Origin of the sequence: Yaniella halotolerans DSM 15476 (assembly GCF_000420805.1) — a bacterium.
Lineage (GTDB): Bacteria > Actinomycetota > Actinomycetes > Actinomycetales > Micrococcaceae > Yaniella > Yaniella halotolerans.
The window spans coordinates 19,840-45,106 of sequence record NZ_ATVQ01000004.1; the positions used below are offsets into that span (position 1 = coordinate 19,840).

Annotated in this window: 18 protein-coding genes; 4 read left to right on the forward strand and 14 right to left on the reverse strand. The window is 55.4% G+C overall.

Going from position 1 to position 25,267, the window contains the following annotated elements; all coding sequences use genetic code 11:
- Window positions 1-221: 221 nt before the first annotated feature.
- The 5 genes from tuf to G583_RS15840 all read right to left on the reverse strand — a co-directional run bounded on the left by tuf (window position 222) and on the right by G583_RS15840 (window position 6,265).
- Window positions 222-1,412 (reverse strand): elongation factor Tu, encoded by a 1,191-nt coding sequence (gene tuf / locus G583_RS0111805; RefSeq protein WP_022871387.1) that lies wholly within the window; start codon window positions 1,410-1,412, stop codon window positions 222-224.
- Between the two features lie 268 nt (window positions 1,413-1,680).
- On the reverse strand, window positions 1,681-3,798 hold the full coding sequence (gene fusA, locus G583_RS0111810) for an elongation factor G (protein WP_022871388.1): 2,118 nt from the start codon (window positions 3,796-3,798) through the stop codon (window positions 1,681-1,683).
- A 91-nt stretch (window positions 3,799-3,889) separates the two neighbouring features.
- On the reverse strand, window positions 3,890-4,360 hold the full coding sequence (gene rpsG / locus G583_RS0111815) for a 30S ribosomal protein S7 (RefSeq protein ID WP_022871389.1): 471 nt from the start codon (window positions 4,358-4,360) through the stop codon (window positions 3,890-3,892).
- A 3-nt stretch (window positions 4,361-4,363) separates the two neighbouring features.
- Window positions 4,364-4,738 (reverse strand): 30S ribosomal protein S12, encoded by a 375-nt coding sequence (rpsL, locus tag G583_RS0111820; protein WP_022871390.1) that lies wholly within the window; start codon window positions 4,736-4,738, stop codon window positions 4,364-4,366.
- A 255-nt stretch (window positions 4,739-4,993) separates the two neighbouring features.
- Entirely contained in the window at window positions 4,994-6,265 is a 1,272-nt protein-coding gene (locus tag G583_RS15840; RefSeq protein WP_022871392.1) for a carboxylate--amine ligase, read from the reverse strand.
- Window positions 6,266-6,348: 83 nt separating this feature from the next.
- Here G583_RS15840 and G583_RS0111835 point away from each other — a divergent pair, with 83 nt between their 5' ends.
- Together G583_RS0111835 and G583_RS0111840 are read left to right on the forward strand one after the other, a co-directional pair.
- On the forward strand, window positions 6,349-7,530 hold the full coding sequence (locus tag G583_RS0111835; protein ID WP_022871393.1) for a lipid II:glycine glycyltransferase FemX: 1,182 nt from the start codon (window positions 6,349-6,351) through the stop codon (window positions 7,528-7,530).
- Window positions 7,531-7,694: 164 nt separating this feature from the next.
- On the forward strand, window positions 7,695-7,910 hold the full coding sequence (locus G583_RS0111840; protein WP_022871394.1) for a hypothetical protein: 216 nt from the start codon (window positions 7,695-7,697) through the stop codon (window positions 7,908-7,910).
- 93 nt (window positions 7,911-8,003) lie between these two features.
- Here the strand turns inward: G583_RS0111840 and G583_RS0111845 are convergent, their stop codons facing one another.
- From G583_RS0111845 to moaC, 4 genes are all read right to left on the reverse strand, one after another.
- Entirely contained in the window at window positions 8,004-11,894 is a 3,891-nt protein-coding gene (locus tag G583_RS0111845) for a DNA-directed RNA polymerase subunit beta' (RefSeq protein ID WP_022871395.1), read from the reverse strand.
- Window positions 11,895-11,948: 54 nt separating this feature from the next.
- A complete protein-coding gene (rpoB, locus tag G583_RS0111850; RefSeq protein WP_029629549.1) occupies window positions 11,949-15,455 on the reverse strand; it encodes a DNA-directed RNA polymerase subunit beta in 3,507 nt (1,168 codons plus the stop codon).
- A gap of 264 nt (window positions 15,456-15,719) precedes the next feature.
- Window positions 15,720-17,525: a molybdopterin-binding protein gene (locus tag G583_RS16455; protein ID WP_022871397.1), complete on the reverse strand. Its 1,806-nt coding sequence runs from the start codon at window positions 17,523-17,525 to the stop codon at window positions 15,720-15,722.
- Window positions 17,522-18,019 carry a cyclic pyranopterin monophosphate synthase MoaC gene (moaC, locus tag G583_RS0111860; protein WP_022871398.1) on the reverse strand — a complete coding sequence of 166 codons (498 nt, stop codon included), beginning with the start codon at window positions 18,017-18,019 and terminating at the stop codon, window positions 17,522-17,524. Before moaC ends, G583_RS16455 begins: the two co-directional genes overlap by 4 nt.
- A 116-nt stretch (window positions 18,020-18,135) precedes the next feature.
- On the opposite strand from moaC, the gene moaA reads away from it, so the two are divergent.
- Together moaA and mobA are read left to right on the forward strand one after the other, a co-directional pair.
- Window positions 18,136-19,158 (forward strand): GTP 3',8-cyclase MoaA, encoded by a 1,023-nt coding sequence (moaA, locus tag G583_RS0111865; protein WP_022871399.1) that lies wholly within the window; start codon window positions 18,136-18,138, stop codon window positions 19,156-19,158.
- Window positions 19,159-19,161: 3 nt separating this feature from the next.
- Window positions 19,162-19,785: a molybdenum cofactor guanylyltransferase gene (gene mobA, locus G583_RS16460; RefSeq protein WP_022871400.1), complete on the forward strand. Its 624-nt coding sequence runs from the start codon at window positions 19,162-19,164 to the stop codon at window positions 19,783-19,785.
- On the opposite strand, the gene G583_RS0111875 is transcribed toward mobA, so the two are convergent.
- Genes G583_RS0111875 through G583_RS0111895 form a run of 5 tightly spaced genes read right to left on the reverse strand, consistent with a single transcriptional unit; the run spans window position 19,782 to window position 25,198 of the window.
- Window positions 19,782-20,888 (reverse strand): ABC transporter ATP-binding protein, encoded by a 1,107-nt coding sequence (locus G583_RS0111875; RefSeq protein WP_022871401.1) that lies wholly within the window; start codon window positions 20,886-20,888, stop codon window positions 19,782-19,784. The two genes, mobA and G583_RS0111875, sit on opposite strands and share 4 nt — an antisense overlap.
- A 2-nt stretch (window positions 20,889-20,890) precedes the next feature.
- A complete protein-coding gene (locus G583_RS0111880; protein WP_022871402.1) occupies window positions 20,891-22,615 on the reverse strand; it encodes an ABC transporter permease in 1,725 nt (574 codons plus the stop codon).
- Window positions 22,616-22,621: 6 nt separating this feature from the next.
- A complete protein-coding gene (locus G583_RS0111885; protein WP_022871403.1) occupies window positions 22,622-23,650 on the reverse strand; it encodes an ABC transporter substrate-binding protein in 1,029 nt (342 codons plus the stop codon).
- Window positions 23,634-24,485 (reverse strand): metallophosphoesterase, encoded by an 852-nt coding sequence (locus G583_RS15855; RefSeq protein ID WP_022871404.1) that lies wholly within the window; start codon window positions 24,483-24,485, stop codon window positions 23,634-23,636. The genes G583_RS0111885 and G583_RS15855 overlap by 17 nt, the downstream gene beginning before the upstream one ends.
- Window positions 24,482-25,198, reverse strand: a complete 717-nt coding sequence (locus tag G583_RS0111895) for a tyrosine-protein phosphatase (protein ID WP_022871405.1) — start codon at window positions 25,196-25,198, stop codon at window positions 24,482-24,484. The genes G583_RS15855 and G583_RS0111895 overlap by 4 nt, the downstream gene beginning before the upstream one ends.
- Between the last annotated feature and the right edge of the window lie 69 nt (window positions 25,199-25,267).

Here is a 25,267-nt window from a genome sequence, read left to right on the forward strand (position 1 = left end):
AACGGAGCAACGTGGTAGAACACACGATCTCCGCTTCTGACCGCTCCCTACCTTAGCAACAAGCTTCAACTTGCGCATCCTGGCGGACCAGACTCTACCGACCCGCCTCCGGTAGCGGGTACATGCGAGCAGAGAAGTTTTGAACAAAACAAAACCCCCGCACATGGCGGGGGTTTCATTTGAGTCTAGCTAAAGGCTAGTACGTCAGTGGTGCATCAAGTTTATTTGATCACCTTGGTTACACGACCTGAACCTACGGTACGTCCACCTTCACGAACTGCGAAGCCAAGACCTTCTTCCATAGCGATTGGCTGGATCAATTCAACAGTCATTTCGGTGGTGTCACCTGGCATGACCATTTCGGTACCTTCTGGCAGGGTGATGACACCGGTTACGTCAGTGGTACGGAAGTAGAACTGTGGACGGTAGTTCGAGTAGAACGGGTTGTGACGGCCACCCTCGTCTTTCGACAAGATGTAGACGTTTGCTTCGAAGTCGGTGTGTGGTGTGATCGAGCCTGGTTTTACAACAACCTGGCCACGTTCAACATCTTCACGACGCAGACCGCGCAGCAGCAGACCACAGTTTTCGCCTGCCCAGGCTTCGTCGAGCTGCTTGTGGAACATCTCGATACCGGTAACGGTAGTCTTCTGGGATTCCTTGATACCAACGATTTCAACTTCGGAGTTGATTGCGAGGGTACCGCGTTCTGCACGACCGGTGACAACAGTACCGCGACCGGTAATGGTGAACACGTCTTCAATCGGCATAAGGAATGGCTTGTCACGGTCACGAACTGGCTCTGGAATGAAGTCATCGACTGCTTCCATGAGTTCTTCAACTGACTTGACCCATTTTTCGTCGCCTTCGATGGCCTTGAGTGCGGAAACACGGACAACTGGTGCGTCGTCACCGTCGAATTCCTGGGAAGATAGCAGTTCGCGTACTTCCATCTCGACCAATTCCAGCAGGTCTTCGTCATCGACCATGTCGGATTTGTTCAGTGCGACAAGCAGAGCTGGCACGCCAACCTGCTTGGCCAACAGAACGTGCTCACGAGTCTGAGCCATTGGACCGTCAGTAGCAGCAACAACAAGAATTGCGCCGTCCATCTGAGCGGCACCGGTGATCATGTTCTTGATGTAGTCAGCGTGACCTGGGGCGTCTACGTGCGCGTAGTGACGCTTTTCGGTTTCGTACTCAACGTGGGAGACGTTAATAGTAATACCGCGCTGGCGCTCTTCTGGCGCGCCGTCGATATCGGAGTAGTCGCGCTGTTCGTTGAACTCTGGGTACTTATCGGCAAGTACCTTGGAGATCGCAGCGGTCAGGGTGGTTTTACCGTGGTCAACGTGACCAATGGTACCGATGTTGATGTGCGGCTTTGTCCGCTCGAACTTTGCCTTCGACACAGATTCCTCCTAGAACTGTTCGACTGGAGAAGGACATGCAGCCGCTTGTGGCGGTCTGACTTTGGTCCAGTCTACGTCAGATGTTGTGTTTACTGAATTTTCCCCGGTGGGTAGGACCGGTCCGTGGATTGCATAACAATCTTGGCCGCAGGTGCGGACCGGACCCTTGTCCTAGACCAAACCTCATGTTCGGGGATACATGGTGCTTGGTAGGTGGTGGATCTATACAGATCCACCACCCAAAATCTAGCCGGCAAACTATTCTAAGTTATGAGCCGGAGTATTTCTGAATAATTTCCTCGGAGACCGAGCCAGGAACTTCGCCGTATGAGTCGAAGGTCATGGTGTACACGGCGCGACCCTGTGTACGGGAGCGCAGGTCACCGATGTAACCGAACATTTCAGACAGCGGAACCTTGGACTTGATAACTTTGACACCGGCGGCGTCTTCCATCGATTCGATGGTACCGCGACGAGAGTTCAGGTCACCAATAACGTCACCCATGTACTCTTCAGGAGTACGGACTTCAACGGACATAACTGGTTCTAGAAGAACCGGTTTTGCGCGCTTGATGCCTTCCTTGAAGACCTGCGAACCTGCAAGTTTGAACGCCATTTCTGACGAGTCAACATCGTGGTAAGCACCATCGAGCAATGTTGCCTTGACGCCAACCATTGGGTAACCGGCAAGCACACCGAACTGCATGGCTTCCTGAATACCCTGATCGACAGATGGGATGTACTCGCGAGGAATACGTCCACCGGTCACGGAGTTCTTGAACTCGTAGATTTCGCCGTCTTCAGTTTCCAGTGGTTCAAAGGTTACGACAACCTTCGCGAACTGGCCGGAACCACCGGTCTGCTTCTTGTGGGTGTAGTCAACAGATTCAACGGTGCGACGAATTGTTTCGCGGTAGGAAACCTGTGGGTTACCAACAGTAGCTTCAACCTTGAACTCGCGCTTCATGCGGTCCACGAGAACGTCGAGGTGCAACTCGCCCATACCGCCGATAACGGTCTGACCAGTTTCTTCGTCCTGGCTGACGGTGAAGGTTGGATCCTCCGCCGACAGACGCTGAATAGCGGTCGACAATTTCTCCTGGTCACCCTTGGAGTTTGGCTCAATTGCAACCGAGATGACTGGCTCTGGGAATTCCATGGATTCCAGCACGATCGGTGCGTCTTTTGCCGAGAGGCTGTCACCGGTCGTCACGTCTTTGACGCCGACAATCGCGTAAATGTGACCGGCCTGAGCTTCGTCAACAGGGTTCTCTTTATTGGAGTGCATCTGGAAGATCTTCGAGACGCGTTCCTGCTTCTGCTTGGTAGCGTTCAGGATCTGATCGCCAGCCTTGATCTTGCCCGAGTAAACACGAACGTAGGTCAAGGTACCGAAGAACGGGTGCGCTGCAATCTTGAAGGCCAGTGCAGAGAATGGTTCCTGAGTGCTTGGCTTACGAGTCAGTTCCTGCTCGGCGTCGTTCATAGCGATGCCTTTGACGGACTCAACGTCCAGTGGGGATGGCAGGTAATCAACAACAGCGTCGATGATTGGCTGCACACCACGGTTCTTGAAGGCCGAGCCACAGAACACTGGGTACGCTTCATCAGCAACGGTCAAAGCGCGGATACCGGCTTTGATTTCGTCATTGGTGAGGTCACCTTCGTCGAGGTACTTCATCATCAGTTCCTCCGATGATTCAGCAGCCGACTCGATGAGCTCGTTACGGTACTGTTCAGCACGTTCCTGCAGTTCAGCAGGGATGTCTTCAATCTCGTAGCTGGCACCGAGCTTGGTGTCACCCTTGGCATCTGCTGGCCATACGAAGGCTTTCATGCTGAGCAAGTCGACTACACCGATGAAGTCGTTTTCAGCACCAATTGGCAACTGCATAACCAGTGGCTTGGCACCCAGACGTGACTTGATGGTCTCCACGGTGTGGTAGAAATCAGCACCGAGCTTGTCCATCTTATTGACGAAACAGATACGAGGTACACCGTATTTGTCTGCCTGACGCCACACGGTTTCAGACTGTGGTTCTACCCCTTCCTTGGCGTCGAATACAGCGACTGCACCGTCGAGAACACGCAGGGAACGCTCAACTTCAACAGTGAAGTCAACGTGACCCGGAGTATCGATGACGTTAATCTGGTTACCTTCCCAGAAGCTGGTTACAGCTGCTGAGGTAATGGTGATACCGCGCTCTTTTTCCTGTGCCATCCAGTCAGTTGTGGACGCACCATCGTGGGTTTCACCCAGTTTGTGGTTCACACCGGTGTAGAACAGGATCCGCTCGGTTGTAGTAGTTTTACCGGCGTCAATGTGAGCCATGATGCCGATATTACGAACTTTGTTGAGGTCGGTAAGCACTTCTTGTTGTGCCACAGGGTCTCCCTTTGTTGTTGCCTAATTTCCTTGAGCCACAGACTCCTGGATGAGGCAACGGCTCGGAATGAGTACTGAGTTGGTGTTTGATTTACCAGCGGTAGTGGGCAAACGCCTTGTTAGCTTCAGCCATCTTGTGTACGTCTTCACGACGTTTTACAGCTGCACCCAATCCGTTGGAAGCATCCAGAATTTCATTAGTCAGACGCTCAGTCATCGACTTTTCGCGGCGTGCGTTCGAGAAGGTAACCAACCAACGCAGTGCCAGAGCGGTAGCGCGGCCAGGCTTTACCTCAACTGGTACCTGGTATGTGGCGCCACCAACACGACGTGAACGGACTTCGAGGGCGGGGCGTACGTTGTCCAGGGCCTTCTTCAAGGTTGCTACTGGGTCGTCGCCGCCTTTGTCACGAGTGCCGTTCAGGGCACCGTAGACGATACGTTCGGCAGTCGATTTCTTACCATCGACCAAAACTTTGTTAATTAGCTGGGTGACCAGGGATGAACCATAAACCGGGTCAATTACCAATGGGCGCTTGGGCGCAGGTCCTTTACGTGGCATGGGTTACTTCTTCTCCTTCTTGGCACCATAACGGCTACGAGCTTGACGACGGTCTTTAACACCCTGGGTATCCAGAGCACCGCGAACAATCTTGTAGCGGACACCTGGAAGGTCTTTCACGCCACCGCCGCGTACGAGCACAATGGAGTGCTCCTGAAGGTTGTGACCCTCACCTGGGATGTAGGCGGTAACTTCAATACCACCAGCCAGGCGGACACGTGCGACTTTACGCAGCGCAGAGTTTGGTTTCTTAGGGGTCGTGGTGTACACGCGAGTGCACACACCACGGCGCATTGGGCGCGAATTAAGCGCTGGCGCACCAATACGCTTTGCCTTTGGTGTGCGGCCCTTCCGGACCAACTGCTGAATTGTTGGCAAAATACTCTCCGTATATTCTCATCTTCATTCGAACGGATCGAGACGGCGCAGTGCCGCAACGATTCGAAAGAAAGCTTGGTCTTTTTTCGACGCACCGAAGGCTTTGCCTTTGGACGTGCAAAAAGGTGGCATTTGTTGCGCAAGATCCCCGCAACCCGGACAGAGTCCTACTGCCACTTTGAAACGATCGTTCCCAGTGTAACAGGTTCAAGCACGAGTGGAAAATTCGGGTATAGCATGCGACGACACTAATAGCTAGGTATTCATAGTGCCTGGAACATGGTCAATTTCACGAGCAGCCTTCGTGAGACGGAGTCGCTGATACAGGTCGCGTTTCACGTTGCGGTCCTGACCGTAACGTAGCGGCCACCCCACCCGCTTGGCACGTTTTGCAGCCCGCAGCTGAGCTGCTTGGTCTTCGGAAGCATACTGATAAGCAAGCTTCATGGGAATCGTCATGGATGCCGCAGGTCCGTCAGTCACCTTGGCGGGCGGATGCTCTGCTGCTTCAACCAATTCGCGTACGAGATATGGCGAAGGGTTGGCGCCCGCGACCGTCAAATAATAATGGTGTCGTCCCAGGCGCGGGTTCATCTCCAGGAAGTATGGCTCCCCGGTATGTTGATGAATCTTGATATCGAACATGCCAAAGCCATGCCACTCCAAGGCATCCAGCAGTTCAGCACCCTGGGCTTCAACCTTTGGATCGGCTGCAGCAATGAGTGCACGGGAATTGCCCTCTAGCCCTGATGCATGATCTTCAACAATGACCTGGGCAAGACCGGTCAGGGCAAGATTGCCGTGACGGTCGCGGAAATGTGTGAGGATCCTCAAATTAGAATCTGGCCCCGGGATAAATTGTTGGATAATCAGGGTTCCCTCATAACCAGCATCTATCGCCTTGCGCAGTACGTCGCCTAGCTCATCGGAGGTTTCGACATAGTGCACTTTCCGACGACCTTCGAAGCGAGTATTGGCCCATGCACCGCCATCACCCGCTTTAACAATCAGGGGGTAGTGCCAGTCAGGGGCCACGAGTTCATTGACGAACTCTTCAATTGGTTGGTTCGTGCCTGCACAGTCGTAGATTGCTGTACGGGGGTAATGGATCCCTAATTTTTCACACAAGGCATAGAAGTTCTCTTTCAGGGAAGCCTGATCCAGTTGTTCAACGGTCAACGTGGGAAAGACGTACCCCATGTCTCGCAATTCGGCGTCGTGGTCAACCATGATTCGTACGAGATGGTCGTATCCGGCCAACAGGATGAGCGGACGCGGCCCTTCTTGTTGCAGCATGTTGGCAACATCACCCAAATGTCGGACTACACGCGCTGGGTCAAACATTTGACCTGCGGGGAAAAGCTGTGTGATCTTGCTGCCACCGACGACCAGATTATCGGCTGTCGGAACAATGGCTGACTGCACGCCATATGCTTCGTGAAATTCGCGTGCAAGGCTATACGCTCCGAGGTCTCCACCGGTAATCACTGGAACGAACGTTTGGGACGCTGGGATCAGGTTGCTCATAGACGTCGAGTGTAGCAACTGTCACTCGGCCTGCTGTCTGCCAACACCCCGCCACCAATGCCTCACTGGGGTACGCTGGAAGGGTGACACATCATAAGACTCTTCGCATCCAAGAGATTTCCGTTGAACAGCATCACGACTTCATCGCCGAACAGGCCCGGGCGTCGTTTTTGCAGAACCCCGTCTGGCCGCAAACGAAGCCGGCTTGGCGAAGCCAGTCGCTTGGATGGTTCGACGATGACGAGCTCGTAGCTGTCTCTTTGGTGCTGTACCGTCCCATTCCTGTGCCGGGCTTACGCGGACGTTCTCTTGCGTATCTTGCAGACGGTCCATTATTTGATCCAGATCTCTATGAACTTGACACGCTACTTGAACCGCTGGTGCCTTATACTCGCAGTCAAGGGGCCTTTATGATCCGCATGGGGCTGCCCTTTGTTTTGCGCCGGTGGGATGCTGACGACGTTCGCAAGGCGCTTTCAGCGGGCGAACACGGCATGATCCCGGAGCTCCAGCCAGTAGAGACCAACAACGCAGCGTGGACTATGGAAGATACCTTGGTCCGTCACGGCTGGGAGAAACCAGAGCTATCTGAAGACTTTGTTGCTGGCCAAGCGCAATTCCAGGCCCGCATCCCACTCCCCCAGCTCACTCCTGAACGGCGCGCTAACCGCGACTCACCCGAGTTCGAGCAGGCCGTGGAAGAAGTCCTGAAGCGGATGGACAGCACGTCACGTCGACAGACAAGGAAATCCACCCGTTCCGAGCTCACGGTCACGTCCGGCGGTCTCGCCGATGTCGCTGCTTGGCAGGCGCTCTATGAGGAGACTGCTGAACGGGATGACTTCATTGGGCGTCCCCAAAGCTATTTTGAGTCGATGCTAAAAGCACTGAATGATTCGCCGACTGCCCAGTGCAAGGTGTTGTTCGCGCACTATGAGGACCAGCTGCTGGCTTCGGCCATCTACGTACAGCAGCAGGACACCGGCTGGTATGTTTACGGTGCGTCCACACGCGCGGAGTCGAAACGCTATGCACCACGGGCACTACAGCTGGAGCAGATTAAGCTCAGTCTTGAAGCAGGTGCTGCGTGGTATGACCTAGGCGGCGTGTCGGCTACTCTCAACAAGGAGCATGAGCTGGCGGGTCTCACCAGGTTTAAAACCACCATGGGTGCCGATGTCGTACAAACCATGGGCGAATGGGATTACCCAATCAACAAGCTACTTGCTCGTGCCTTCAATATGTATTTAGCACGCCGAGGTTAGATCGACCTTCGAGTAGCGTCTATAGGCCACCGAATGGGGATCTTTTCATTCGGTGGCCTTTGTCGTTCTTGGTCAGCGATCGTATTCGTGACGTGCTCTTGGGCAGACTACTGTTGTACCGAAGACATTTGGTTTGCTAGTTACATATGAAGGTATAAGGGCTGATGGCACAACACGACACGAAATCCTCAACGTCGCCTTCAACGGCACTGTTTCTCCTGCTCAATGCGTTGGGCTTCCTACTATTGATCATTGGGTTGATCGCGACCGTTGCCATGACCCCACCACATTGGCTCGGCATTGGGATTACCTGGTTTGCCGGTCTCTACAGTTTGGTGATGGCCCAGATGGTGAAACGTCGGCCGCTGCGGCGCCGCTGACATCTGCGAAAAGTTACTTAAGATAAGAGAGCCAGTGCGAATCATCGCACTGGCTCTCTTCTTGTTTAGGGCCGGTTTAGTGGGCCTACTGGTTTAGCGGAATTCTCCACCCATCCCGTAGTCTTCCAGCGGAATAGCGTGGAAGTCCCCACCGATTTCAGTATCCATGCCCGGGTAATCGAAATCCGGGAATGCTGCGGCACCGGTGAACATGTTCGCCTTGGCGTCGTCGGTTGGTTCCACGGCAACATTGGTGTAGCGATCCAGGCCGGTACCGGCTGGGATGAGCTTACCGATGATGACGTTTTCCTTCAGACCAAGCAGTGGGTCAGCCTTGCCTTCCATGGCGGCCTGTGTCAGGACGCGGGTGGTTTCCTGGAAGGACGCGGCGGATAGCCATGAGTCGGTTGCCAAGGAGGCCTTGGTAATACCCATGAGCTCGTCACGACCGCTAGCTGGACGCTTGCCTTCGGCGACGGCAGCACGGTTGGAAGCGACGAACCGAATACGGTCAGTCAGTTCACCAGGCAGCAGGTCTGTTTCACCGGAGTCAATAATGGTGATTCGACGCAGCATCTGACGAACGATGACTTCGACGTGCTTGTCGTGAATGCCAACACCCTGTGACTGGTAGACCTCTTGGACCTCGTCGACCAGGAATTTCTGGGCGGCACGTGGACCAAGAACACGCAGTACCTGTTTTGGATCGATGGCACCGGCCACAAGCTGGGTACCGACCTCGACGTGCTGACCGTCTTCTACGAGGAGACGGGAGCGACGTAGAACCGGGTAGGCCATCTCTTCAGAGCCGTCATCGGGAGTGAGCACAAGGCGTACTTGCTTGTCCTCTTCTTCGATGTTCACACGACCGGCAACCTCGGAGATTGGAGCGACACCCTTTGGTGTACGTGCTTCGAAGAGTTCCTGAATACGTGGCAGACCCTGGGTAATATCGTCGGCCGATGCAACACCACCGGTGTGGAAGGTACGCATAGTCAGCTGGGTACCTGGTTCACCAATGGACTGGGCAGCGATAATACCAACGGCTTCACCGATGTCGACGACCTTGCCGGTGGCCATGGAACGGCCATAGCAGTTCGCACAGGTTCCGACGCTTGATTCACAGGTCAGGACCGAGCGCACACGGATTTCGGTAATACCGGCTTCGAGCAACTGGTTGAGCTTGGTGCTGCCGACGTCTTCTCCGGCTTCGGCAACAACATTTCCATCGGCATCTTTGACGTCGGTGGCCAGAACACGTGAGTACGAGGATGTCTCGACGTCATCGACCAAGACCAGCTCGCCGTCGGCGTTTGGTTCGGAGATGGTGACGTTGAGGCCGCGGCGCGTGCCACAGCTTTCCTCACGCACGATGACATCCTGGGAGACGTCAACGAGACGACGTGTCAGGTAACCCGAGTTCGCGGTTTTCAGCGCGGTATCGGCGAGACCTTTACGCGCACCGTGGGTAGCGGAGAAGTATTCCAGAACCGACAGGCCCTCACGGTAGGAGGACTTGATCGGACGTGGGATAATCTCACCTTTCGGGTTGGCAACCAGACCACGGATACCGGCAATCTGGCGAACCTGCAGCCAGTTACCGCGGGCACCGGAGGTGACCATGCGGTTAATGGCGTTCTGTTTACCCATACCGTCCTGCATTGCTTGTGCAACTTCGTCGGTGGCGTTGTTCCAGATGTCGATGAGTTCAGCGCGGCGTTCTTCGTCTGCGATCAGACCGGTTTCATACTGAACCTGTACCTTTGCGGCTTGGTCCTCGTAAGATTCCATGATCGAAGCTTTATCGAAGTTCGACGTGATATCCGAGATTGCAACGGTTACACCGGAACGGGTACCCCAGTAGAAACCAGCGTCTTTGAGGTTATCCAAAGCGCCTGCGGTTTCAGCCAACGGGTACCGTTCGGCGAGGTCGTTGACCAAATCGCCAAGGGTGCCTTTGGTGGCAACCATTTCGACCCATGGGTAGTCAGCTGGCAGCAGCTGGTTGAACAGGACGCGTCCAAGAGTGGTCTCGAGGTTTACGCGCTGTCCTGGTTCCCAACCTTCTGGGGCTGACTGCGCGTCTGATGGAACAAATCCGTCGACGCCGATGGTGATGGTGGCGTTGAGGTGTACCTTGCCTGCGTCCATGCCCATGATGGCTTCGCCGAGTGAGGAGTAGGTGTTGCCTACACCTTCGACGTCATCGCGCACATCGGTCAGGTGGTTGAGGCCAATGACCATATCCTGTGACGGCACGGCAACAGCGCGACCATCTGATGGCTTCAGGATGTTGTTCGACGACAACATCAGAACACGAGCTTCCGCTTGAGCCTCTGGGCTCAGTGGCAAGTGCACGGCCATCTGGTCACCGTCGAAGTCAGCGTTGAATGCAGCACAAACCAGTGGGTGCAGCTGGATGGCTTTACCTTCAACCAGTTGTGGTTCGAACGCCTGAATACCGAGTCGGTGCAGGGTGGGCGCACGGTTGAGCAGTACCGGGTGTTCGGTAATGACTTCTTCCAGTACGTCCCAAACCTGTGGACGGGTACGTTCCACCATGCGTTTGGCGGACTTGATGTTTTGTGCGTGGTTGAGATCAACCAGGCGCTTCATCACGAACGGTTTGAACAGTTCGAGTGCCATCTGTTTTGGCAGACCGGCTTGGTGCAGTTGCAGCTGCGGACCAACGACAATAACCGAACGACCTGAGTAGTCGACTCGTTTACCGAGCAAGTTCTGGCGGAAACGTCCTTGTTTACCCTTGAGCATGTCAGATAGTGACTTCAACGGGCGGTTACCCGGTCCGGTCACTGCACGGCCGCGTCGACCGTTATCGAACAGAGAGTCAACGGATTCCTGGAGCATGCGCTTTTCGTTGTTCACGATGATCTCGGGAGCACCGAGCTCAAGCAGACGCTTCAGGCGTGAGTTGCGGTTGATCACGCGACGGTAGAGGTCGTTGAGATCCGAGGTCGCGAAGCGACCACCGTCGAGCTGCACCATTGGGCGAAGCTCTGGTGGAATAATCGGGACAGCGTCCAGGACCATGCCTTCTGGCGAGTTGTCGGTGGTCAAAAATGCGTTGACCACTTTCAGACGCTTCAGGGCACGGGTCTTGCGCTGGCCTTTTCCGGTCTGGATGATTTCGTGCAGTTTTTCTGCTTCACCCTGCAGGTCGAAGGTTTGCAAGCGGCGCTGGATTGATTCAGCACCCATGGAGCCTTCGAAGTACTCGCTGTACTTGTCGCGCATTGCACGGAAAATGTGCTCTTCGCCTTCGAGGTCGCCAACTTTGAGGTTCTTGAACCGCTCCCAGACTTCTTCCATCTGGTCGATCTCTGCTTCGGAGCGTTTGCGAACCTGTGCCATGGTCTTTTCGGCCAGGGACTTGGCTTTTTCGCGTTCTGCGGCTTTGGCACCCGATTTTTCGAGTTCAGCAAGTTCTTCTTCGAGGTCGCGAGAAATTGCTGCGATATCGGAGTCGAGCTGCTTCTTGAGGAAGTTGACTTCCTGGTCATGCTCAGCCTGCAGGTTCGGCAGATCGGTGTGACGAGCTTCTTCGTCGACACTGGTGATCATGTAGGCAGCGAAGTAGATGATCTTTTCGAGATCTTTCGGTGCCAAGTCCAGCAGGTAGCCGAGACGTGAAGGAACACCCTTGAAGTACCAGATGTGGGTAACTGGTGCTGCAAGTTCGACGTGGCCCATACGGTCACGGCGTACTTTGGAGCGGGTAACTTCTACACCACAGCGTTCACAAATGATGCCCTTGTAACGGACACGCTTGTATTTACCGCAGTAGCATTCCCAGTCACGGGTTGGACCGAAGATGCGTTCACAAAAGAGGCCGTCTTTTTCTGGCTTCAGTGTTCGATAGTTAATGGTTTCAGGTTTTTTGACCTCACCGTAGGACCACTCGCGGATTTGGTCGGCGGTGGCCAGGCCGATGCGCATGAGGCCGAATGAGTTTTCTGTGGACATAGTCCGATGAACTCCTGGTTCTTAAGTGGATAAAGACTATTGAGTGTTGTGAACTTAGACTTCTTCTACCGAGCTGGGTTCAGCGCGGGAGAGATCGATGCCTAGTTCTTCAGCAGCACGGAATGAATCTTCATCCGAGTCACGCATTTCTATGTTGCGGCCGTCGGCGGAAAGGACTTCCACGTTCAGGCAGAGCGACTGCATTTCTTTGATCAATACTTTGAATGATTCTGGAACACCTGGCTCCGGAACATTCTCGCCCTTGACGATCGCTTCATAGACTTTTACGCGGCCATGAACGTCGTCAGATTTGTGGGTGAGCAGTTCCTGCAGGGTGTATGCGGCACCGTATGCTTCCAGTGCCCAAACTTCCATTTCACCAAAGCGCTGACCACCGAACTGTGCTTTACCACCCAGTGGCTGCTGGGTAATCATCGAGTACGGTCCGGTCGAACGTGCGTGAATCTTATCGTCGACCAAGTGGTGCAGCTTCAGCATGTACATGTAGCCGATGGAGATCTCTTCTGGGAAAGGTTCGCCAGAGCGACCATCATGCAGTCGTGCCTTGCCGTTGCTTCCAACCAGACGAACGCCGTCGCGTGTTGGGTGGACGTGTTCCAACAGACCTGTGACTTCTTCGGCTTCTGCACCGTCGAAGACCGGGGTGGCCACATTGACCGGTCCGGTTTCGCGTGGCAGATTCGGCAGCTTCTTGAGGAAGTCTGGTTCGCCTTCGATCTTCCAACCGTTGGCGGCAGCCCAACCGAGATGGAGCTCCATAACCTGACCCAGGTTCATACGTCCTGGAACACCGAGTGGGTTCAGGATCATGTCAACCGGGGTACCGTCTTCCAAGAACGGCATGTCTTCAACGGGAAGGATCTTCGCAATAACACCCTTGTTACCGTGACGACCGGCCATCTTGTCACCGTCGGTGATCTTACGTTTCTGTGCCACGTAGACGCGCACCAACTGGTTTACACCGGCTGGCAGGTCGTCGTCTTCGTCGCGGTCGAAAATACGTACACCGATAACAGTTCCGGATTCACCGTGTGGGACCTTCAGCGAGGTATCACGGACTTCCTTGGATTTTTCACCGAAGATAGCGCGTAGCAGGCGTTCTTCTGGTGTCAGTTCGGTTTCACCCTTCGGGGTGACACGTCCAACCAGAATGTCGCCAGCTTCAACTTCAGCACCAATGTGGATGATGCCGCGTTCGTCGAGCTGTGACAAGACTTCGTCGGAGACGTTTGGAATGTCACGGGTGACTTCTTCAGCACCGAGTTTAGTGTCACGGGCATCGACTTCGTACTCTTCGATGTGAATCGAGGTGAGGACGTCGTCTGAGACCATGCGCTGGGAAACGATGATCGCATCTTCGAAGTTCAAGCCTTCCCATGGCATGAAGGCCACAAGAACGTTCTTACCAAGTGCCAGTTCACCATTGTCAGTGGATGGGCCGTCGGCCAACACCGCACCGTATTCGACACGATCACCTTCGGAAACGCGAACAACCTGGTTGTAGGCGTTGCCCTGGTTAGAGCGCTGGAATTTGTAGAGCGGGTAGTGGCGGGTGGTGCCTTCGTCTTCCATGACGGTTACGAGGTCAGCAGCCACTTCGGTGACGACACCTGGTTTCAACGCAATGGTTGAATCTCCGGCGTCGATGGCGATTGGTTTCTCCATGCCGGTACCAACCAGCGGTGCTTCGGCTTCCACGAGCGGGACAGCCTGACGCTGCATGTTGGCGCCCATGAGCGCGCGGTTCGCATCGTCGTGCTCCAAGAATGGAATCAGCGCGGTTGCCGCAGAGACCATCTGGCGCGGTGAAACGTCCATGTAGTCAACGTCAGTTGGTTCGGCGAGGATTGGCTCACCGTCACCGCCGCGCTGACGGGACATGACGAGTTCTTCTGCAAACGAACCGTCTTCGTTGAGTACCGCATTGGCCTGAGCGATCTGCACGTGCAGTTCGTCATCGGCGGTGAGGTATTCCACGACGTCAGTGACTTTGTTGTCAATGACTTTGCGGTAAGGAGTTTCGATGAAACCGAATTCGTTGATACGACCGAACGTAGCCATCGAACCGATCAGGCCAATGTTTGGACCTTCCGGAGTTTCAATTGGACACATACGCCCGTAGTGCGATGGGTGAACGTCACGGACTTCCATACCGGCGCGGTCACGAGAGAGACCGCCGGGTCCAAGGGCCGAGAGGCGACGCTTGTGGGTCAGTCCGGCGAGCGGGTTCCCCTGGTCCATGAACTGCGATAGCTGCGAAGTACCGAAGAACTCGCGAATGGCGGCAACTACCGGACGGATATTGATCAGCGTCTGCGGGGTAATGGCCTCAACGTCTTGTGTGGTCATGCGTTCGCGGACCACGCGTTCCATACGGGATAGACCGGTGCGAATCTGGTTTTCAATGAGTTCGCCAACTGCACGGATACGACGGTTACCGAAGTGGTCAATGTCGTCGACTTCCACTGGAATATCAACGGTTTCGCCCTTGCGTTCACCCTTGATGCTGGAGTCACCGTTATGCAGTGCTGCGATGAAGTGCACCATCTGGGTGACATCTTCTTCGGTGAGTACCATCGAGGATGGATCCGAAAGTGGTGCATTCACACCGAGCTTGCGGTTGAGCTTGTAACGACCGACCTTGGCCAGATCGTAGCGACGCTCGGTGAAGTAGAGGTTGGCCAGCAGGCTTTGCGCGGCGTCAACCGAGACTGGTTCACCCGGACGCAGCTTGCGGTAGATGTCCTTGAGTGCTTCTGCCTGGTCGTCGATGCCGTCTTTTTCCAGGGTGAGCATCATGGAGTCGTAGTTGCCGAATTCTTCGCGAATGCGAGCTTCGGTCCAGCCCAGTGCCTTCAACAGCACGGTGACTGGTTGCTTACGACGGCGGTCCAGGCGAACTGAAACCTGGTCACGGCGGTCAATTTCCAGCTCGAACCAGGCACCGCGTGACGGGATGATTCGTGCGGTGTAAATGTCTTTGTCCGTGGTCTTGTCCGGGGTGCGTTCAAAGTAGGCGCCCGGGGAACGAACCAGCTGGGACACGACGACACGCTCAGTACCGTTAATAACGAAGGTACCTTCGTTTGTCATCAGCGGGAAATCACCCATGAAGACGGTCTGCTGCTTAATTTCGCCGGTGTTGTAGTTCATAAACTCGGCTTTGACGTACAGCGGTGCAGCATAAGATGCGTCACGTTCTTTTGCTTCCTCAGCACCCATCTTGGGGTCTGAGAATTCCGGGTCGGCAAACGAGAGGGCCATGGTGCCCTGGTAATCCTCGATCGGTGAGATTTCTTCAAAAATCTCGCCGAGACCCGACGTCGTGATGACTGAGTCGTCGCCGATTTCTTGAGCGTGTGCGACCTGTTCGGCCCAACGCTCATTGCCAACGAGACGGTCAAAAGATTCCGTCTGGAGGGCAAGCAGATTAGGAATATCTAGTGGTTCACTAATCTTTGCAAAAGAAATTCGACCGGACGAAGAGCCATGTCGATAGTTTGTAGCGGTTGTGTTGTCAGAGGTGCTAGAAGCGACCAACAGCGATCCTTTCACAGACCTTCCAAGATTTATCTGTACGCAGTGCCTGTACGTTCTCTCGGGTACGCCACATTTTCTAAGACACGGGACCCACCGCTATATGAAGGTCAACCGGTCTTGTGTATGATCCTGTGGAGATGGAGTCACTCGACCGCGAAGTCGAGGACACCAAAACGACCTGGAGTCAGGGATACGCAAAGAATCAGTTTAGCTTGACGCATCTCAATTTGTCCAGTACTTTCAGGCGCCTATGACAAAGATCGCTCAGCGTCTGTGGTCTTCGCCACGAATTTGCTCCACAATGTGGTCGATCAGTTCGTCCAGGACGCTGATTCCATCGGCCACTCCCCCAGATGATCCGGGTAACGTTGCGACAAATGTCGTGCCGATTAGCCCCGCGATCCCGCGCGAAAGCGCCGCATGGGGCGTGGTTTTGAGACCTTCTAGCAGCACCGAGGTCATGACATTTGGCATGGTCTGCTCCAGATACTTACTGATGACCTCCACCGTTTGGTCGGTGGGTGAAACGCCGGTTCCGCCGCTGGTGATTAACACGTCTGGCATCGGTCCGTAGTCCCCGGCGATGACGTGTTCCATGGTGGCTGCTAAGTCGTGGTCGGCCACGACAAGCGCTTGCTGTGTAGCGTAGCCCCTGGCTTGCAACCATTTGACAAGTTGTGGTCCGGCGTCGTCTTCATAGATCCCGGCAGCGGCACGAGTCGAGGCAATAATGACCAGAGCTCGGTGATCTTCATCGCGCTTGCTCTCTGCCACCTGGGGCTTGTGCGGCTGTGACGTTACGGCAGGGATTGGCTCAACTGGCGCGTCCCACTTCGTGTCAGCGAAGAGATGAGCTGTCACGATCTGGCCCGGTTGCAAGCGTGCCATGGGTGGAATTTCCAGCAGTGCGTTGGCTCCAACGGCTTGGGCCAATAAGTGCGATCCGGCTGCACCTTGCAGCTGGGCAACCACTTCGGATCCGTGTAGACCAACGACGCCTCGACGGTATTGGGTTTTGCCCTGGATACCGGTAACAGAGGTATTGAGTCGCGCTTGAACTTGGACGAGTTTGTTCCCAGCTTTGAAGGCTTGCCAGAGCGCGGGCAGCACCAGCATGCGCATCGACACCAAGGTTGAGATGGGATTGCCCGGTACCGCAATGATCGGCGTGGAACCATAGATTCCGTAACCTTGTGGTCCACCGGGTTGTTGGGCGACTTTACCGACCCAGGAGCCATCGAGGCGTTCTAGCATTTGTCGTACGACCTCATATTTACCTTCGGAAATTCCACCGGAGGTCACGATGAGATCTGGTTGATGGTCACGAATCATGCCATCTAGGACACTGCGGAAGTCACGCAGATCATCGGTCGTGGCACCGGTGGCCACGATGTCGACGTCATGGGTCTGAGCCAGACTGCGGATCAACGGGGTGTTCGCGTCAAAGATCTTCGCAACAGCTGGATTCGTACTGCTTACGACTTCGTCACCGCCAGCGATCACTGCGATCCGTGGCCGGGCCCGCACCGGAAGTTCGGCAATCCCCTGGGAAGCCGCCGTAGCGACAAGTGCCGCGTCGATGACTGTCCCTTCGCTGGCCAGTCGCGTACCTGCGCGCATATCGCTGCCAGTACGGCGGATGAATCGGCCGACTTCCACCGCCGGTAACTGCACATAGTCGCCAACCTGCACGAACTTAGCAGGTTCAGCCTGCTCGACCGGGATGATCGCTACGACGTCGTCAGGAATTTTTGCCCCGGTCATGATGGGAACCGCAGTGTCATGACCATAGCCATTGACGCCGTAGTGGTAGATCGTGGCTGGATCAGTACCCGCGGGCACATCGGGGCCCACTCGGAAGCGTCCACCGGCTAGGTTGGCGTAACCGACGCCATAGCCGTCCATTTGTGAGTTATCGAATCGGGGCGATGGGTATTGGGTGACCACATTTGCGGCTAGCTGCCGTCCGACAGCCTGCGTCAGTGGCACCGTGATGACCGGAAGCTGACCGATCGTATCGGCCAGGAGTCGAGCCAACCTTGTGGCATAATCTGCCGAGGAGATACTCATGCAGACTCTCCACTTGTTTCAGCCGACCAGTCCCCGGATTTGCCGCCAGTTTTTTCCAAGACTTTGAGTTCGGAGATCACCGCTTGCGCGTCGACGGCTTTGATCATGTCGTAGACGGTCAACGCCGCAGTCGAAGCCGCGGAGAGAGCTTCCATTTCTACACCGGTCACGCCCACGGTCTTGACCAGCGTCGTCACCCGAAGCGTTCCTTCGGCAACATCGGATGCAAAGTCGACGGTGATTTTACCCAGCGGAATGGGGTGGCACAGCGGAATGGTTTCCCAGGTTTTCTTCGCGGCCATAATCCCAGCCACCCGCGCGACCGGCAGGGCATCGCCTTTCGGCAGGTCGGCTTCCATGATCATTTCAATAACATCACTGCGAGTACGCACAATAGCCTGGGCTCGAGAAGTTCTTGAGGTGGTACCTTTTGTCGTCACATCTACCATATGCGCCGAACCATCGGCGCGGACGTGGCTGAGTTGCTGGTCCATCGGTCCCTTTCATCCACATATCAGAGCGTCTAGACTAACTATAATTCCAATCACACCGTACTCGCCCCAACATTCCACGCAACCGCTAGAGCCGTTGCGCTGGCAAGGAGCATTCATTGTCAGGCTTGATCGATCAATTTGGCCGTACCGCCACAGATCTTCGTATGTCGTTAATCGACAAGTGCAATCTGCGGTGTCAATACTGCATGCCAGCCGAAGGCCTGGACTGGATGAAAAAGGACGACATGATCGCCGCTCACGAGGCGATTCGGCTTGCAGATATTGCCGTCAGGCTCCTGGGGGTCGACGAAATTCGATTCACTGGCGGGGAACCGCTAGTTCGCGCTGATCTCGTCGATATCATCGGCGGCGTCCACGCTCTGCACCCGGAAGTGGATTTATCGCTAACAACCAACGGCATTAACCTCGAACGCAAAATCGACGCGCTCGTAGAGGCAGGACTATCGCGGATTAACGTCTCATTGGATACCGTGTGCCCCGAAACGTTCGCCAAAATCACCCGCCGTGATCGACTGACCAAAGTGCTCTCCGGGCTGCATGCTGCCAAAGCAGCAGGCTTGGACCCGATCAAAATCAATGCCGTACTCCTTCGCGGCATTAATGATCAGGAAGCCACCGAGCTGTTGACCTGGACATTTAAACACGGGTACAAGCTCCGCTTTATCGAACAGATGCCCTTGGACGCCGACCAGAGCTGGAAGCGGGCCAATATGGTCACCGCAGCTGAAATCCGCGATCAAATATCGCAGACGTATACACTCAGTCCGCATGAGGAAGAGCGCGGTTCTGCACCAGCCGAACGATTCAACGTCAGCGACCCGACAACCAATGAAGTACTAGGGACCGTTGGCATTATCGCTTCAGTAACCGAGCCCTTCTGCGCTGATTGCACGCGTACTCGCATTACCGCAGATGCCAAGATTCGATCATGCTTGTTCTCGCATACTGAGACCGACCTGATGGACCTCTTGCGTGATGGCTCCTCAGATGAGGCAATCGCCGATGCATGGCGCCAGGCTATGTGGCATAAACCCAAAGCCCACGGTCAAACCAAAACTGGTCTCGGCATGCCTGGGTTTGTGCAACCAGAACGCAGCATGAGCGCCATCGGCGGTTAGCTTGTGGCCTCCGCTGAAGACCCAACCCTGTTCGCCATTGTCCTGGCCGGTGGCGCTTCGTCGCGGCTCCACGCCTCCAGCCCAGTACCCACCGTTGATAAACCCCTTTTAGTGTTTCAGGGCAAACCCGTACTCACCCACGTCCTTGAAGCCGCTGCTACTCGTGTCACAACCCAACGTATCGTGGTCGTGGGGCCCGAGTCTCTGCCAACCGGGGAGATCGCCACGGTTTATGAAGAACCGCCACGATCAGGCCCCTATATGGGCGTGTATACGGGGCTGCAATACTTTACCGAACGGTTCGGCCCAGCCATCGATTCCGAAGGCGTTCTGCTCCTTGGTGCCGATATGCCGCGTATTACCCAGGGGCTCCCGTACCTTTTCGACCATCACGATGCTGCAACCCCTGCCAAAGTGGCCATAGCGCAGGCTGCCGGTCGACCCCAACCGCTGTTATCGTATGTGCCGCGACCGGTTGCTGAACAGATCTTTGCCAAGCCAGTGGTCAATGCGGGCCTGATGCAAGCGCTACGAACCACTCAGTACCGGATAGTGGATGTGCCAACCGCCGCCGTGGCCGACTTGGATACGTATCAAGATGCGATCGATGCTGGCATTAACTTCTAGGCGTACGCTGCGTGCGGCGTCAGCTCAGCATCTTGGAACACATGCATCCGTTCGATATGGATGACCACCCGGTCCGAGATTTTAGGGACGACTCCCCCAATGGGTGCATAGACGTCGAATGTTCCCCCATCCCAGTCGACCGAAATTTCGGTGCCAAATCTACCAGCCAATACCGAGGTCACTGTTCCAATGGTCGCATCGGATGGCGCGTTGCCGTGGAACGTCTCCAAACGGATATCTTCCGGTGCCACAGTAGCAAGGCAACGAATAGCCGAAGTCTGTCCTTCAGGGCGTGCGACAACGACGTCGTCAGGAACCTGAAAGTTTTTGTTGTCGGGATAGAATCGCCCTGCTGCCCAGGACCCTTGCAGCACTGCAGCATCCGACATGAATGCGGCAACAAAAGAATTTGCCGGATTGGCAAGAATCTCCGAAGGTGGAGCATCTTGAATAATCCTGCCGCCATTGAGCACAATCACGCGGTCTGCGAGCGCCAACGCCTCAGTACGGTCGTGTGTCACGTGGACGGTCGTAAGACCTTCATCCTGGGTGAGCCGCCGCAGTTGTTGCCGCAACCTGGCACGCAACGGTTCATCAAGCGCGGATAGCGCTTCATCTAACAGTAGTACCTGGGGCTTGGAGACAATCGCTCGAGCAAGCGCAACGCGCTGGCGTTGGCCGCCAGAGAGTGCGGCGGGCTTCTGCTTGGCGAGGGCAGCTAGCCCAACCTCTTCCAAAACGGCAGTCACCTGCGAAACGATTGCGGCTTTGGCTAGGCGTTGCCGTTGAAGCGGATAGGCCACGTTCTGCAAGACCGTCAGGTGTGGCCAGACTGCATGTTCTTGAAACACCATGCCCAAATCGCGCCGTTCAGGCTCCACCCACGACTTCTCGTCCGCCACCCGGATGGCACCGATATCCACGCTGCCGTGGCTGGGCTGGAGAAATCCGGCAATGGTACGTAAGAGTGTTGTTTTTCCTGAACCAGAGGGGCCAACCAAGGTGATGAACTCGCCGGGTTCGACACTCAAGTTGATATCCTTCAGTCCGCGATAGCCATTCGGGTATACATGGTGGACATCGGTGAGTTGGAGCTTGGCCATAGTTAGTTTCCTTGTCGTTTCGAAGTCACGGTTGCGGTGATGCTGAGGCCAGCTATCCCCACGATGGCTACAATCAGTGCCAAAGCGGACGCCGCGTTGTAGTTGCCAGCTTGTTGTAAGTTAAAGATCGCCACTCCGAGGGTTTGCGAACCGGGCGCCACGAGCAGAATGGAGATAGTCAGTTCTCGCACTGCGGTCAGAAAGACCATGATCGCACCGGTCAGGACAACCGGTGCGACAATCCTGCCGGTGGTACCGATGATGGCCCGCAGTCTGGAGGCTCCAGAAATGGTCGCGGCTTCTTCCAGCGCAGCGGAGACACTGGCCAATGGTCCGCGCAGTTGTTGCACGACCAACGCAAGAAACGCCATCACATAGGCGACCAAGATGACCACCGGTGTGTTGAAAATTCCTAGCGCCGGAGCAACCAGCAGCCAACCGACGGCTATCACCAGGCCGGGTAGTGCTTGTGGCAGATTGGCGACGACATCGATACCCGGGTTGATCGGGTGTTTGGAACGAGCCAATAATAACGCCACACCGAGACCGAGTATCGAGGTAATGCCCGCGGCACCGGCGGCCAACATAACCGAGTTTTGGATACCAATTACGGCGGTGGGTGAGGTCACTGCAGTGACGATATTGTCCAGCGTGATGGTTTCCAGCGTGAGCGGAACACCGGGCGCCGGTAAGAGTGCCTGAGATGCCAGAGCCATCAGCGGCAGGGCGGATACCACTATGACCCACAGCCAGGTAACCACCATGCCCATGGCACCAAACACACCGGTTTGGTAATGCCTTGCCGAAGCAGACGCTGTCATTTGTGTGGAGTGGGCACGACCGCGCTGGGCCAGAATCGCCACCAGGGCGACCGCCATCAACACCATAGAGATGGCTGACACCTCTGGAAGCGGGTTCGTGGCCGATGGCGAGGAGAGTTGCCGGTACACTAGCGTCGTCAATGTTGTGTAGCGTTCCGGCAAACCAATGAGCGCGGGAATGCCAAAATCTGAGAGACTCGAAACAAATGTCAGCATAAATGCGGCCATCATCCCCGGTCGGATCAGTGGCAAGGTAACCGTGCGTAAAACCGTCCAGTTGCTTGCACCAGCTATCCGGGCGGCCTCTTCCAGGTTTCCGGGCACCTGTCGGATTGCTGCTGAGATCACCAAGTAGGCAATCGGATAGGAATGGATGGTCAATAAGAAGATCACGCCGGTCCCACCGAAAATTGAGAACGTCTGTTCTATACCCAACCGGGACAACAGTTGGTTGACGGGACCGTTGACCCCCAGCAGTGCCATCCAAGACATCGCCCCGATAAACGGTGGAATCAAAAATGGGATAAGCAGCAACCAGCGCAAGAGGTTTTGCCCTGGGAAACGGAAGCGTTCAAAAATGACGGCGAACCCGACACCCAGTGCGGTAGCCGCCAGCGCCGAAACCGCTGAAGAGACCAACGAGTTCCGAGTCGCATCATGTACGGCCGGGTCTGACAGCAACGATTCGAAATCGGCTCGAGATCCCATCACGATGGTCGCCACAATGGGGACGATGACAAAACCGATCAGCCCCAACACCACTACAATGCGCAGGAGGCGAAGACCATCTTTACCGTCGATCCACTGGCGCCAACGTTGCCTAGGACCAAGACCTATTGACTCAGGTATAGCCAGCTGCGCATCGTTGACCGCAACACGACCGGGTGCGGGTTTGGTGTCAAGCATAAGGAGTTAGTCCAAAAGGGAGTTGAATTGGTCTACTGACTCAGACTGGATATCAGCGATACGGTCCAGGTCCGGGTCCAAAAGTTCGAGTTCATCCATAGATGGGGCACCTTCGGGCACACCAACGTCAGAGCGCACAGGCAAGTACGACTGTTCCACCGCAGTGGTTTGGCCTTCTTCTGAGATGAGGTAGTCGACGAAGGCATTTGCAACTTCAGGGTTTTCACTAGCTGAGAAGATGCCGGCCGGCTGCGATACATATGGTGCACCGTCTGACGGGTAGACCAAATCAATTGGAGATCCTTGCTCACTCATTTCCCGGGCGAGGTAGTCGACAACAACACCCACTCCAGAAGTGCCATCAGCGACGGCTTGGCCGACCGGACCGTTTGATTCGAGAATGGTTGGATCATTGGCCATGAGTTCTTTAAGCCATGCTTCGCCGAGGTTCTCGTCGTCAAGCCAGACGGCTGCGTTGAATGCAGCAGCACCGGAGACGTCGGGGTTGGGCATGGAGATTTGTGCCTGGTACTCGTCATCGGTCAGTTCTTGCCATGACTCGGGCGGCGCGTCCATGAGGTTGGTGTTATAGGCCAAGACGGTTGGAATAACACGTGTGCCAACCCAGTACCCTTCGGGATCAACATAGGTGTCGTCGACCTCTGCTGCGTTGTCAATTTCGAGTGGGGCCAGTACGTCGTCTTCAACATAGGCTTCAAACGTCGGAACATCTGCGGCCAGCAGCACGTCTGCCTGAATTTCACCGGTTTCTTGTTCTGTTGCGATTCTTGCGGTGAGTTCGCCGGTGCCAGCACGGAAGGTCTCTACGGTGACCTCAGGGTGTTCGCTGGTGAAGTCTGCGACAATTTCGTCGATCTTTTCTTGCGGCTCGGAGGTGTAGAGCGTGATTGTGCCAGAGAGTTCATCGGATGTGTCTTCGGCGTTTGCTGTGTCAGAGGTGTCGCTGGAGCATCCGGCCAGGACCAAAGCGGAGAGGAGCGCGAATGGCAGGGTGGCTTTAGTGAGACGTTTCATGGTGTTCTCCTGAGAGCTGTGTGATATCGGGTTCGTTGGGTAGTGGACGGCTGAACAGTGCAGTTGGGACCTCGAGCGGTACCGGCACGATGGCGTGCGTGTCGGCGAAGAAGTCCAGGACACTGATGCCGGGGGCATCGATGCCCTGCAACGTACCGTGTGGTGCGTACGCATTTTGTTGGTATGCCAGAGCCGGGCCGGCCCAGACGGGGATGGTTCCAAGCATCGAGGCAGTGGGGAAATGCAGATGTCCGCTGACAATCAACCGAACATCGGTCGCGTTTAACACCCTGTTGAGCCGTTGCGGTTCAGCAAGTCCCACGCTCGAGAGAAACTCGTGAGCAGTTGGTGTCGGTGGATGGTGCATGGCTAGCACGGTGCCCAACGACGCCTCCGCTTGGAGTATGGAGCTGAGCCATTCCAGTTGGCTATCGGTGAGATACCCCTGCAGCGTATTCTGGCCGTGAGTGTTCAGCGTAACCACGCGCAGGTTGCCAATAAAATAGACATGGTCGCCAGACTCTGGCCCAGAGGACACAGCGCGGCGGGATCCATAGGCCGCGATCTTCGAGTCGTCGTGATTACCCGGTAGCGCGATAACGGGACACGCTAACTCGTGGCTAGCTTTGTCGAACAGGACGGCGAGTTCTGTACTGGCTAAACTTGCGTTGTTATAGAGATCGCCGGTCACCAAGACGGCATCGGGGCTGAAGTGATCGGCCGCCGATAGCGCGGTACACAATCGCTGCCACGTGTCGATCCGGTCGTACAGTAGATGGCTGTTCGTAGTGAGATGCAGATCCGTAATCTGGAGCATTCGAGTGTGACCGGTCATAAGACGTTCTTCCCCTCGCCAAAATGAGTCGCGAGTGCCGCCAACTGTGGTGCAGTCACACCATGTGCAGCCAAATACTGCTGCGCAGCTCCGAACTCAGCCCCAACCAGGTCTAACGCGCGTTGCAGTGCCGCTGCGGGGGACGCCATGTGCAGCTGCATCGCGGTCTTGAGTCCCGTAGGATTCCCAACAAGTTGCGTCTCGAGTTGACGTGTCATTTGACGGCGATACGCCTGTGAAAGATTGGCAGCTGATTGTTCGTAGTCGACCGTGATCACCTCAGTTGAAACGCCAACGGCAGCCATCAATAGCGCCACAACTAGTCCGGTTCGATCCTTTCCAGCTTTGCAATGGACGACAACACCACGATCTGCATAATAGGAAATAGCTTGGACTGCAGCAGCTATCTGGTTTCCCCGCTCCATCAGCAAAAGCCGATACACATCGTCAATCGTGGCGGCAAGCGGCACCTGTCCACGATAGAGGGGTATGTTGATATACGTGAGCTCATCAATGAAGTCTGGCGCATCGGCGATTTCATATGGTTCACGAAGATCCACAACACAAGCAATATCGTGGTTGCGTAATTCTTCCTGTCCACAAGCGGCTAGTTCAGACAGTGCACCTGAACGGAAAATTTTCGGTGTCGATTGGTTTGGGAGTGCGCGGAAATTCGGCAGCTGCACCACCTGGGCCGTTGGCTGTGAAGCCAAAACCTCACCTCGTTACAAGATTTCTAAAGGGCTGTAATTTGCTTACATCCTGCATTGCAACGAACCAAA